This window comes from Pseudomonas sp. 05N431, assembly GCF_056397005.1.
The window spans coordinates 121455-134136 of record NZ_JBFTMN010000005.1; the positions used below are offsets into that span (position 1 = coordinate 121455).

10 protein-coding genes are annotated in these 12682 nt (G+C 59.0%); 2 read left to right on the forward strand and 8 right to left on the reverse strand.

Annotation, left to right across the window (positions count from 1 at the left end; translation table 11 throughout):
* Positions 1-16 precede the first annotated feature (16 nt).
* Complete coding sequence (glyA, locus tag AC1DIG_RS11330) at positions 17-1270, reverse strand: serine hydroxymethyltransferase (protein ID WP_123581247.1); 1254 nt, start codon at positions 1268-1270, stop codon at positions 17-19.
* A 433-nt stretch (positions 1271-1703) separates the two neighbouring features.
* On the opposite strand from glyA, the gene AC1DIG_RS11335 reads away from it, so the two are divergent.
* Positions 1704-2744, forward strand: a complete 1041-nt coding sequence (locus AC1DIG_RS11335) for a threonine aldolase family protein (RefSeq protein WP_477767383.1) — start codon at positions 1704-1706, stop codon at positions 2742-2744.
* Positions 2745-2984: 240 nt separating this feature from the next.
* On the opposite strand, the gene gbcB is transcribed toward AC1DIG_RS11335, so the two are convergent.
* Entirely contained in the window at positions 2985-4085 is a 1101-nt protein-coding gene (gene gbcB / locus AC1DIG_RS11340; RefSeq protein ID WP_477767384.1) for a glycine-betaine demethylase subunit GbcB, read from the reverse strand.
* Positions 4086-4368: 283 nt separating this feature from the next.
* Here gbcB and gbcA point away from each other — a divergent pair, with 283 nt between their 5' ends.
* Positions 4369-5664, forward strand: a complete 1296-nt coding sequence (gene gbcA / locus AC1DIG_RS11345; protein ID WP_477767385.1) for a glycine-betaine demethylase subunit GbcA — start codon at positions 4369-4371, stop codon at positions 5662-5664.
* A 62-nt stretch (positions 5665-5726) separates the two neighbouring features.
* On the opposite strand, the gene AC1DIG_RS11350 is transcribed toward gbcA, so the two are convergent.
* The 6 genes from AC1DIG_RS11350 to dgcB all read right to left on the reverse strand — a co-directional run bounded on the left by AC1DIG_RS11350 (position 5727) and on the right by dgcB (position 12521).
* Positions 5727-6005, reverse strand: coding sequence for a hypothetical protein (locus AC1DIG_RS11350; protein WP_477767386.1), 279 nt, complete (start codon positions 6003-6005; stop codon positions 5727-5729).
* Positions 6002-6622, reverse strand: a complete 621-nt coding sequence (locus tag AC1DIG_RS11355) for a hypothetical protein (RefSeq protein ID WP_477767387.1) — start codon at positions 6620-6622, stop codon at positions 6002-6004. Before AC1DIG_RS11355 ends, AC1DIG_RS11350 begins: the two co-directional genes overlap by 4 nt.
* A 1232-nt stretch (positions 6623-7854) precedes the next feature.
* Positions 7855-8421, reverse strand: a complete 567-nt coding sequence (locus tag AC1DIG_RS11360) for an N-acetyltransferase family protein (RefSeq protein ID WP_477767388.1) — start codon at positions 8419-8421, stop codon at positions 7855-7857.
* A gap of 144 nt (positions 8422-8565) precedes the next feature.
* Positions 8566-9336: an electron transfer flavoprotein subunit beta gene (etfB, locus tag AC1DIG_RS11365; protein WP_054594377.1), complete on the reverse strand. Its 771-nt coding sequence runs from the start codon at positions 9334-9336 to the stop codon at positions 8566-8568.
* A 15-nt stretch (positions 9337-9351) separates the two neighbouring features.
* A complete protein-coding gene (etfA, locus tag AC1DIG_RS11370) occupies positions 9352-10572 on the reverse strand; it encodes an electron transfer flavoprotein subunit alpha (protein ID WP_477767389.1) in 1221 nt (406 codons plus the stop codon).
* Positions 10572-12521 (reverse strand): dimethylglycine demethylation protein DgcB, encoded by a 1950-nt coding sequence (gene dgcB, locus AC1DIG_RS11375; protein WP_477767390.1) that lies wholly within the window; start codon positions 12519-12521, stop codon positions 10572-10574. Before dgcB ends, etfA begins: the two co-directional genes overlap by 1 nt.
* Positions 12522-12682 lie beyond the last annotated feature (161 nt).

Below are 12682 nucleotides of genomic sequence, written 5' to 3' on the forward strand. Positions count from 1 at the left end.
TACTCCAAAACCGCGCTCAGCGATAAACCGGGAAGTCCGCGCACACAGCTGCCACATGCTTGGCAACATTGGCCTCGACATCGGCGTCGCCGAGGTTGTCGAGGATGTCGCAGATCCAGCCGGCCAGTTCAACGCACTGGGTAACTTTAAAGCCGCGCGTGGTGACCGCCGGGGTGCCGATACGCAGGCCCGAGGTGACGAACGGCGATTGTGGATCGTTCGGTACGGCGTTCTTGTTCACGGTGATGTGGGCACGACCCAAAGCGGCGTCGGCTTCCTTACCGGTCAGGCCCTGACGGATCAGGCTCACCAGGAACAGGTGGTTATCAGTACCGCCGGACACTACATCGTAGCCACGTTTGATGAAAACGCCGGCCATTGCCTGAGCGTTATCGATCACTTGTTGCTGGTAAGCCTTGAAACCAGGCTCCAACGCTTCCTTGAAGCACACCGCCTTACCGGCGATCACGTGCATCAGCGGGCCGCCCTGGGCACCGGGGAAGACTGCCGCGTTGAGCTTTTTCTCGATTTCTTCGTTAGCCTTGGCCAGGATCAGGCCGCCACGCGGACCACGCAGGGTCTTGTGGGTGGTGGTGGTTACCACGTCGGCATACGGCAGCGGGTTCGGGTACAGGCCGGCAGCGACCAGACCGGCAACGTGCGCCATGTCGACGAACAGCAGTGCACCCACCTTGTCGGCGATCTGACGGAAACGTGGGAAGTCCAGAGTCTTGGAGTAAGCCGAGAAGCCGGCGACGATCATCTTCGGCTTGCATTCAACGGCCAGACGCTCGACTTCGTCGTAGTCGATCAGGCCGGTTTTGGTGTCGATGCCGTACTGCACGGCGTTGTACAGCTTGCCCGAGGACGACACCTTGGCGCCGTGGGTCAGGTGACCGCCATGGGCCAGGCTCATGCCGAGAATGGTGTCGCCGGCTTGCAGCAGGGCCAGGTAAACGGCGCTGTTGGCCGACGAGCCGGAGTGCGGCTGGACGTTGGCGTAATCGGCGCCGAACAGCAGCTTGGCGCGTTCGATGGCCAGCGCTTCGACCTTGTCGACATGCTCGCAGCCGCCGTAGTAGCGCTTGCCCGGATAGCCTTCGGCGTATTTGTTGGTCAGGCCACTGCCTTGCGCTTCCATGACGCGTTTGCTGGTGTAGTTCTCTGACGCGATCAGCTCGATGTGATCTTCCTGGCGCAGCTCTTCGGCATTCATCGCCGCCAGCAGTGCATCGTCGTAACCCTTGATCTGGTCTTGCTTGCTGAACATCGCGTCTCTCCCAGCGGCGGCTTTGTGCGCCTTTCGTCTCGGTGAGGCACATACCTTGCGGCAGTGCCCTTTGGAAGCGATGGTATGACCGGCGCAGACAGGTCAAATGCCTATGGACGCCACGCAAAGGTGCGTTTACGACATGGGTTCGCACGCAGGGATAATTGGTGGCTGATCGTTTACGCACGCAGGCCCTTTGTAGCAGCTGCCGAAGGCTGCGTTCGGCTGCGAAGCGGTCGCAAACCCGGTATCCACGATTTATCTGAAAGACCGCGTTTTGAGCATTTCACGACCGCTTCGCGGCCGAACGCAGCCTTCGGCAGCTGCTACAGGGGCCGCTCGCTCATCGGGGCTTTTTCCTACAGAATCAGCGGATGTGCGCTTCCTGCAATTCTGGTTAAAGTGCGCACCATCATCGACCACGGAGCCGGCCATGACCGACAAGAGCCAACAATTCGCCAGCGACAACTATTCCGGTATCTGCCCGGAAGCCTGGGCCGCCATGGAACAGGCCAATCAAGGCCACCAACGCGCTTATGGCGACGATGAGTGGACGGCACGCGCCTCGGACGATTTCCGCAAATTGTTCGAAACCGACTGCGAAGTGTTCTTCGCCTTCAACGGCACCGCCGCCAACTCCCTGGCGCTGTCGTCGCTGTGCCAGAGCTACCACAGCGTGATCTGCTCGGAAACCGCCCACGTCGAAACCGACGAATGCGGCGCGCCGGAATTCTTCTCCAACGGATCCAAGCTGCTGATCGCGCGTACTGAAAACGGCAAGCTGACCCCGGAATCGATCCGCGAAATCGCCCTCAAGCGCCAGGACATTCACTACCCGAAACCGCGCGTCGTGACCCTGACCCAGGCGACCGAAGTCGGCAGCATCTACACCCTGGAAGAAATCCGCGCCATCAGCGCCACCTGCAAGGAACTGGGCCTGAACCTGCACATGGATGGTGCGCGTTTCTCCAACGCCTGCGCATTCCTCAACTGCTCGCCCGCCGACCTGACCTGGAAAGCCGGCGTTGACGTGTTGTGCTTCGGCGGGACGAAAAACGGCATGGCGGTGGGTGAGGCGATTCTGTTCTTCAACCAGAAACTCGCTGAAGACTTCGACTACCGCTGCAAGCAGGCCGGGCAACTGGCGTCGAAAATGCGTTTTCTCTCGGCGCCGTGGGTCGGCCTGCTGGAAAACGACGCCTGGCTCAAACACGCCCGCCACGCCAACTACTGCGCACAGTTGCTGGCCGAGCTGGTGAGCGACATTCCAGGCGTTGAACTGATGTTCCCGGTGCAAGCCAACGGCGTGTTCCTGCAACTCTCGGAATCGGCCGTCGCGGCACTGACCGCCAAGAGCTGGCGTTTTTACACCTTCATCGGCAAAGGCGGCGCACGCTTCATGTGCTCGTGGGATACCGAGGTAGAGCGCGTTCGGGAATTGGCGGCGGATATTCGGGAAGTGATGAGCGCCTGACTGGACTGAGGCGCTTGATAGGGTTGTGGAGTGTCAGCTGAATCCACCCCTCACCCTAGCCCTCTCCCCAAGGGGTAGAGGGGACTGACCGGTCTGTACTTTCGAGATACTGCGACCTGAGATGTCGAGTCGAACTCAGGTTTGAAAAGCATGAAGATCTGCTCCCTTTCCCCCCTCTCCCCACTGGGGAGAGGGCTGGGGTGAGGGGTGGCTCTTGAAGTTGCCCCCGCCTAACCTCCATTAGTACTCGATCCGCACATCCCCTTTCGGAATGCTGCAGCACGACAGGATGTAACCCTCGGCTTCGTCTTCTTCGGTGATCCCGCCGTTGTGCTCCATCTCGACCTCCCCGCCCAGCTTCATCACCTTGCACGTTCCGCAGATCCCCATCCCGCAGGCTTTCGGAATCAGCAGGCCAAGCTTGGCGGCGGCGGCGTGGACAGTTTCACCCGGCGCCACGCGGATGCTTTTGCCGGAAGCGGTGAATTCAACCTGATGCAGGTCAGCGGCGTCGATTGCCGGCGCGTCGGCCGCCTGTTCGGCGTGCTCCATGGCGTCGGCGCGAGCCTCCGGCGGCGTGGCACCGAAAGACTCCTCATGGTAGCGCTTCATATCGAAGCCGGCGTTCTCCAGCAGGCGCTTGACCGCATTCATGTACGGCGTCGGGCCGCAGCAGAACACTTCACGCTCAAGGAAGTCCGGGACCATCAGTTCGAGCATCTTGTGGTTCAGGTAACCGCGATACCCGGCCCATGGCTCACCGAAACCATGTTTTTCGCAGATCAGGTGCAGGCTGAAGTTTTCGATCCGCGACGCCATGTGTTCCAGCTCGCGGTGATAGATGATGTCTTTTGGCGAGCGGGCGCTGTGGATGAACGCCATATCGACATTGCCGTTAGTGTCGAAGAACCAGCGGGCCATGGACATGACCGGGGTGATTCCCACACCACCGCTGAGGTACAGCACTTTCGGGTTCGGGAAGTCGATGGCGTTGAACAGCCCGACCGGCCCGTGCACCGCCAGCTCCTGGCCTTCGTGCAGGGTGTCGTGCAACCAGTTGGAAACCTTGCCGCCCGGTACACGCTTGATGGTCACCGAAAAGCTGTAAGGCACCGACGGCGAACTGGAAATGGTGTACGAGCGCATGATCGGCACGCCGTCGATCTCCAGCTCCAGGGTGACGAACTGCCCCGGTTTGAAGAAGAACATGATTGGCTGGTCGGCCATGAAGCAGAAGGTCCGCACGTCCCAGGTTTCCTGGATGACTTTGACGCAACGGACAATGTGCCGGCCATTGGCCCAGGTCTGGGTGGTTACCGGGTTCAGGAAACTATTGGACATGCTGATCTCCACGGCCGACTGTCGGCCTCATGTTGCCGATTCTGCGCAAGGCGTGCAGTGGCCACTTACCTATCTACGACATTCACGTACTTATCGCGACCAGCCCACAACCACCGGGGGTTGCGCGTCGGGAACAGATTGGGCCATGTCGCCCATGGATAAGGTTCTGGCCTGCGTCGGCCCCACACTCGCCTCAACAGATAAACGCTGTTTTCTGCCTTGCGTCGTAACCGTATCAGCCACTATTTCGCCGGCCACATAGATGGCCATGAGGACTTAAACGATGGACGTCACCACTACCTTGAGCTTGGGCGATCCACTGGAACCCGCACGCAAGGCCACCGCGCAGATGCTGCAAGAGCGCGAGCGTACATTTTCGCTGCCACAGCCGTTCTACTCTGATGAGCGGTTGTTTGATATCGACATGCAGGAGATCTTCCAGAAAGAGTGGCTGATCGCCGGCATGACCTGCGAAATCCCGACCAAGGGCAACTACCTGACCCTGCAGATCGGCAAGAACCCGATCATCGTGATTCGCGGCGCAGAAGGCGTGGTCCACGCGTTCCATAACGTCTGCCGCCACCGCGGTTCGCGTCTGTGCACCAGTGAAAAAGGCAAAGTCGCCAAGCTGGTCTGCCACTACCACCAATGGACCTACGAGCTTGACGGTCGCCTGCTGTTCGCCGGCTCCGAGATGGGCGACGACTTCGACATGAAGCAGTACGGCCTGAAACCGGTAAACGTGAAGACCGCTGGCGGCTACATCTTCGTCAGCCTCGCGGAAAACCCGCCAGCCATCGATGACTTCCTGTCGACACTGAACCATTACATGGAACCGTACGACATGGAAAACACCAAGGTGGCGGTGCAAACCACCCTGGTGGAACAGGCCAACTGGAAACTGGTGCTGGAAAACAACCGCGAGTGCTACCACTGCAACGCGTCGCACCCGGCACTGCTGAAAACCCTGCTGGAATGGGACGACGTCACCGACCCGCGCGCCGACCAGGCGTTCAAGGACCACGTAGCCGCTTCTGCCGCTGCCTGGGAAGCCGAGAAGATTCCTTACGCACACGCCAGCTTCGGCCTGCGTAACCGCATCGTGCGCATGCCGTTGCTCAAGGGCACCGTGTCGATGACTCTGGACGGCAAGCAAGCCTGCAAGAAACTCATGGGCCGGATCCAGAACCCGGATCTGGGCTCGATGCGCATCCTGCACCTGCCGCACTCGTGGAACCACTGCATGGGCGATCACATCATTGTGTTCACCGTGTGGCCAATCAGCGCGCAGGAAACCATGGTCACTACCAAATGGCTGGTGCACAAGGACGCTGTCGAAGGCGTGGATTACGACGTCGACCGCATGCGTGAAGTCTGGGATGCGACCAACAACGAAGACCGTCGCCTGGCCGAAGAGAACCAGCGCGGGATCAACTCCACGGCGTACCAGCCAGGCCCGTACTCCAAGACTTACGAGTTCGGCGTGGTGAACTTCGTGGATTGGTACAGCGAGCGCCTGTTGAACAACCTGGGCGCAGAACCTGCGCCTTACCTCAAGGGCGTGCCGGTACACGGCTAAATAAACCGGCCAAACAAAAAACCGCGCGCATCGTTCACGAGGCTCGCGGTTTTTTTACAGGCCTACCAATCCCAAGAATTGATAAGACTTTCAGCAGCGGCATAGATAGCGCTTATATCCGCTGCACTTGGCGCTCGTTGATAACTCGGATCGATGACTCGTTGCAAGTCATCATATAAGCCATCAATCTTTTCCTGGGTTCTATTTTTATCACGCCGGCGAAGGATATCGAGCCGGACTTTATTATCATCCAGGGCCTCAGCCTCCTCCAGCTTGATAGCACTTTCCCATTCAGCCTTATACCCATCAATAGAGGGTAGAGGTCCGAATACTTTACTCAAGAGAACCAGCCACCAATCCAACTCACGATCGAATTAAAGGTGCTGGATATCTTCTCCCAAACATTGTTAAGCCAGTTCAGAATTTGCTTGCCAATCTCAATAAAGAACCCGGTAATCTGGTCCAGAACAGCATTAAACAAATTACCGAACGTGTCCATGAAACCCACGACGGCATCGCCGCTGCCGGGAAATTTATTAACTTGCTCGAGCGCTGCGTCATACATTTTATCGATGCGTTGCTCAGCGGAGGCCTTGTCTCTGTTGCGCAGCTCTTCAAGTTTGTCTTTGTAAGACTTGGTGTCGGTCGAGCCCGAGTCTTTAAAAACCTCCGTAGCCTTGGTCAGCCCCGATTGGGACTGATTGGACTGGTCATCCCCAACTCCTCGTGCCATTGGCTCGAGATTACGCACGGCGGGGTCGTTGGAGCCTTTGCTCACATAGAGGCTGCGCAGGTGGATCTGTTGCAGGTGAGGAGAAGCCATCAACACCCCCTTCGCCTCACCTCTGGCCGTCTTTTTGGCATGAGCGCGCATTTCATTCAGAAGCTCGGTGTACGCTTCCTTGCTCGGAACAGCGGCGACGACCGGTTGGACTTTTGATTTGGCTGCGTCAGACATTTTATAACTCCTTGTAATTTAAGTTTAAACGCACGACTGTGCTCATTGGGAAGAGGGCCGACAAACTCCATCGGCACAACTCATCATTATTCCGAAGCTCACTTAATCAACTATAAAAATCGAGACTTGGACAGCGATCCGGTCGAGCCTGTAAACATTACGGACTCATACCTTAGTTCGTAACAACGAACAGGAGGGGGGAAACACACAAAGAATTTCATTGCGATCCGAACTCCTGTAACACTCCATTTTCGCTCCTTGAAAACAGGGGAAACGTTGAATAACCGAATCCATCGCATTTTGTGCTTGGAATTAAAGTCTTGGGTTTACCCCCTGTCAAACGGAAACATATATTTATAGGAACCTTAACGTATTTGAATTGGATATATGGCAAAAATGTAAATGGCTACGCCTTACTGTGCTGCCATTCCGCCCGCCGCACCAGTTCGAGGTCAATAATCAAAAAAGCACGCTGTACAAATTTCGATCTAACCCCCTCGCCCCCATACCAAACAAGGCCTGCAGCCTTCAGCGAACAAGTTATCCACACCTCCACCCACAGCTAACGGGGACAACTGTGGAAAGGCCGGGAGTTTTCTTCACAGAAACTGAAGAAAATCCGTGACTTATTCAATTGACCGGTTTTCGACAGCCATTGACTGTTTTTTGATCAAAACCCTGTAAGCCACGTTATTAAAGGCCTACAGAGGATCGCAAACACCTTATCCACAGAAGCGCCAACAGACTTTGGGGGCAACTGTGCACATTATTCAGTGTGTTGTGGAAAACCATGTCCAGGCTGCATATTTCGTGGGTTTGAGCAGTCAGTAGAGGACAAAAACCGGCATTTGGTTATTTATTGACCAGAAGCTTGAAAGCCACGATCTGTATGGCTTACAGCGGACAGCGAACATCTTATCCACAGAAGCGCCAACAGAGATTGGGGGCAAGTCGTGAACGACCGATGCCCTTATCCACTGAAAAAAGCTCGAAAAAACGCGGGGTTAGGCTGATCGTTTTTCGTACAAAGGCTTGCAGGGCTTGATCTGCATGGGGTGCAGCGAGGGGTGAACATGTTATCCACAGAAGCGTTAACAGGGATTGTGGGTAAATGCTCATAACAACTGTGGGAGCGAGCTTGCTCGCGAAGGCAGACTGACATTCAACATCGATGTCGCCTGCCCCACCGCTTTCGCGAGCAAGCTCGCTTCCACAGGGATTTGAGTGATGCCTTACGGCCGATACATCAAATAGGCTTCACCCGTGACCCGAATCATCGGGTGGGGTGTGATCTGGCAGGTATCGACGACACGGAAGCCATGTCGCTCGTAAAACCGACGGGCACCGGTGTTCGACGCATAGTCGATCAGGCTCAAGCCGTTGAGCCCCAACTGGTTGGCACGGTCGTAAGCGTAGGCGAGGAATTGTTGGCCCAGGCCCTGATTGCGCCAGCCCTCATGCAGCGCCAGGCTCGATATGTAGAGGGTGTCGGGGATTTCCAGCTTGGCATACGGCGCCAGGACCGGATCGGTGACAGGAGCGGCCAGCGGATCGTGACGCATCACGTAGCTGTGCAGCATGCCAATGACCTTCCCCTCTGCCTGCGCGATCAGGCAGTTTTGATAGGAAAAATCGACGTCTTCGCGGGCATAGCGGCTGGCACCGACATCCAGCAGGTCCTGACCGGGCTCCGCCAGCTGGCTCCAGATGTAATCTGCGGCACCTTCTGATGAAATCTGAAACAGGCGAGCAATCTCCCGCGCATCCGCGCGCAGGGCCGAACGAAATTCAACTGCCATTGTTTCCTCATAAATTCAGGTAACACGGACCCTGTGGGAGCGGGCTTGCTCGCGAAAGCGGTGTGTCAGGCAATATTGATGTCGACTGACACTACGCCTTCGCGAGCAAGCTCGCTCCCACATTGGATTTGCGGTGGCTATGCTTCAGCGAACCACGCCTTCTTCAATCAGCAACTTGAGAATCGCCTCAGCCCCGGCCTCGGCACTCAAGCCCTTGAGCACTTGCCCACCGCCACCGCTGGCCTTGGCCGTTGCGGCTTTCATCCGGTCGGCACCGCTTTTGGCCTTGATCACTTTCAAGCGTTTTGGCCGTGGCTTGGCTGGTTGCAACGTTGCAACCGCGAGCAATTCATCGTTGATAATTTCAACGTCTTCGGCGTGCAATACACCGCGTCGAGCCGGGCCAAAGGCGCTTTGCCGAGGTTTTGGCGCGGCGTTATCCACCGTGGCGAGAAACGGCAGGCGCACTTTCAAGCGTCGACGCTGGCCACGCGGCAAGGCTTGCAGTACCAGGGCCGAATTGCCGTCGATGGACTCGACCTGCGCCAGCCCGACCACCAGCGGCCAGCCCAGGCTTTCCGCCAGCAGGAACGGCAACATGCCCGAGCCTTCACCGGTTTCCGCCTGACTGCCGGTCAGCACCACCTGCGCCCCGGCATCGCGCAAATAAGCGCTCAACGCTGGCAGCGCATCGGCGCCTTGGGGCTGTTCGAGCACAAGCAGCTGTTCCAGGCCCATGCCCAGGTAAGCCCGCAGCGCAGGTTCCTCGACATCACCGGCGTGCAGCACTTGCAGGTTATCCCCAGCCAGTTGCAGACCGAGTTCAACCGCCCGCGCATCCTGCTCGGCGCGGCGTGGCCGGCCCGAAGTCGGGTGGGCGCCGATCGACACCAGGCTGATTACATGAGTACTCATAACCCTTTCCTTCCCTTAAGCCGCATCGCGCTTGGCGTCGTTGCGGTAAGCCTCTACCGCCGCGATCAAGGCCTGAAGAATTTCTGCGCTTTCACCTATCACCGACAGGTCGGCGCGTTTGATCATGTCGCAGCCAGGATCGAGGTTGATCGCCACCACCTTGTCGCAGGCACCGATGCCTTGCAGGTGCTGGATCGCCCCGGAAATCCCCACCGCCACATAGACCCGCGCCGTGACCCAGGTGCCGCTGGCGCCGACCTGACGGTCGCGGGCCATGAAACCATCGTCCACCGCGACCCGCGATGCGCCTTCGGTCGCGCCGAGGGCTGCCGCGGTCCTGTGGAAAAGTCCCCAGTCCTTGACCCCGTTACCGCCCGAGAAGATGAACTCGGCTTCGGCCATGGGAATCGCTGCCGGGTCGACCGCTACCGCGCCCAGGTCCTCGATCCGCGACAGGCTGCGCGCAACCGTTGTGGATAACTCCACCGGCAACGCTTCATGGCGGGTTTCGCTGACCGGCTCGGCACATTCCACCGCCGCCAGAATCAACCGTGCAACAGGGCGCGCCAAGTCTTGCAGACCGGCACCGGCGCGGCCGATGCACTCCTGATCCTTGACCTGCCAGACCCGCGTGGCCGGGCGCTCGCCGAGTGCCGCGGCAAAGCGCCGACCCAGCTCACCGCCACCGGTGCGGCTGTCCGGCAGCAACCAGTGACGAGGGCTGAACTGGTTATCCACAGCCCGCAGGCCCTGCACCCGCTGTTCCGGTGCATAACCCTCGAATTCTTCGCCATCAAGTACCAACAGGCGGTCGACGCCCGCGGTGGCGAAAGCGCTTTCCTTGTGTTCGCCAAAGACCACCGCCAGCACCGCACCGTCCTTGCCGGCCAGTTGATGGGCCAGGCCCAGCAGGTCGCGGTCGTGGCTGCTCAAACGGCCGCCAACCATGTCCGGCACCACGCTGATGTAGAACGCAGGTGTCGCCACCTGATGCAGCGGCAATTGCACTTCAACGGCGGCCGTACGCTTGGTCGCCCCGCCCTGCTGTGCACCACTGCGGTCAATCCGCTTGATGCCATTGGGGCCGATGAAACCAATGCCGTGAGGATTCTTGCGAATGATCCCGTTGGGGCCCATCCAGCTGTGTTCCACCGGTTGCATGGCCGCGTGCAGCGGATGCAGACGGTTGCGGGCGATCCATTCAGCACGCGGATCGCGGCGGATAATGTCGCTCATCAGTGGGCCTCCGCGGGTTGACGTTTAGTCGGTGCCGGTGACTTGCTGGGCGCCGCGTCTTCGAGCAGCGCGTCGGCCACCAGTTCGGCGATGTCCTTGATCAGCGGTCGTGGTTCGACCACGCCTTCGAGCATCGCGGTGCATTGTGGGCAACCCACGGCCACCAGTTCGGCACCGGTTTCGCGAATGTCGTCCATACGCATGTCGGGAATCCGTTGCTTGCCCGGGATGTCGGTGATCGGCGCACCGCCGCCACCGCCGCAGCAGCGCGAGCGGAAGCCGGAACGTTGCATTTCCTTGACCTCGATCCCCAGCGCACGCAGTACCTGGCGCGGCGCCTCGTATTCGCCGTTGTAGCGGCCGAGGTAGCACGGATCGTGATAAGTCACGCTGTCGCCTTTGTGCTGCCCCAGATTGAGTGCGCCAGCGTCGATGATTTCGGCCATGTAGGTGCTGTGGTGCTGCACCAGGTAGTTGCCATCGAAGGCACCGTATTCACTCTTCAGCACGTGGAAGCTATGCGGATCGCAGGTGACGATGCGGTTGAAGCTGTATTTGGCCAGGGTCTGGATGTTGCGTTTGGCCAACAGCTGGAAGGTTGCTTCGTCGCCCAGACGGCGGGCCACGTCACCGCTGTCACGTTCTTCGAGACCGAGCACCGCAAAGTCGACTTTCGCGGCTTTCAGCACTTTGACGAAGGCGCGCAAGGTGCGCTGGTTGCGCATGTCGAATGCACCGTCGCCAACCCAGAACAGCACGTCGGTGGATTTTTTCTCGCTGAGCAGCGTCAGGTTCAGGTCTGCCGCCCAGTTCATCCGCCCGCCTGGAGCGAAACCGCCAGGGTTGTCGGTGGCAATCAGGTTTTCCAGGACTTCGGCGCCCTTGTTCGGGGTCGCGCCTTTTTCCAGGGTCAGATGGCGGCGCATGTCGACGATGGCATCAACGTGCTCGATCATCATCGGGCATTCTTCAACGCAGGCACGGCAAGTGGTGCAAGACCACAGGGTTTCAGCGTCCACCAGACCGTTGACGATCGGTTGATGCGGATTACCCGCGTGTTCACCGATAGCTTTACCTGGATAAGGACTGCCAGCGAACTTGGCGTCAGTGCCGCCGGCCAGGCCGACGACCATGTCCTGAATCAGTTTTTTCGGGTTCAGCGGCTGGCCAGCGGCAAACGCCGGGCACGCCGCTTCGCATTTACCGCACTGCACGCAAGCGTCGAAGCCGAGCAGTTGGTTCCAGGTAAAATCCTTGGGCTTTTCCACGCCCAAGGGGGCTTGCGGATCGTTCAGGTCAAGCGGTTTAAGACCCGTAGAACGACCACCACCAAAACGTTCGGCGCGACGGTGCCAGGCCAGGTGCAAGGCACCGGCGAAGGCGTGCTTCATCGGCCCGCCCCAGGTCATGCCGAAGAACAACTCAGACACGCCCCACAGCACGCCGACACCGAGGATCGCCGCCAACAGCCAACCGCCGAAGTTTTCCGGAAGGATGCCCGCCACCGGGAGGGTCACCAGGAAGAACGACGCCGAGAATGCCAGCAAGCTTTTCGGCAGGCGCATCCACGGACCTTTGGATAAACGCGCCGGCGGGTTGCGCCGACGCAGGTAAACAAAGATCGCCCCGACGAACATCACTGCCGTCATCAACAACAGTGCATAACCGAGGAAACGGTTATGCAGGCCAAAACCGTGAACCAGGATCGCCAGCACGATGGACGCCACCGCGCCACCCGCCGTGGCGACGTGGGTGTTGGCGATGTATTTGTCCCGCGCCACTACGTGGTGCAGGTCGACCATGTAGCGCTTGGGCATGGCCAGCAGGCCGCCGATCAGATCGACCTTGGACGCACGGCCCCGGCGCCACATGGCCACCCGCCGCAACGCGCCCAGGACAGCCAGGCCCAGGGCAGCAAACAGCAGGATGGGAAGAAGGGTGTTTAGCATGGTGGAGCTCCCAAAGACCTCGGGGTCTTGCAGGCCTAACTACCTGGATGCCTTGCTCGATTCCTGTGGGAGCGAGCTTGCTCGCGATTCAGGCGCCGCGGTGCCTCAGGCAAACCGCGTTATCGTTCATCGCGAGCAAGCTCGCTCCCACAGAGTATCCA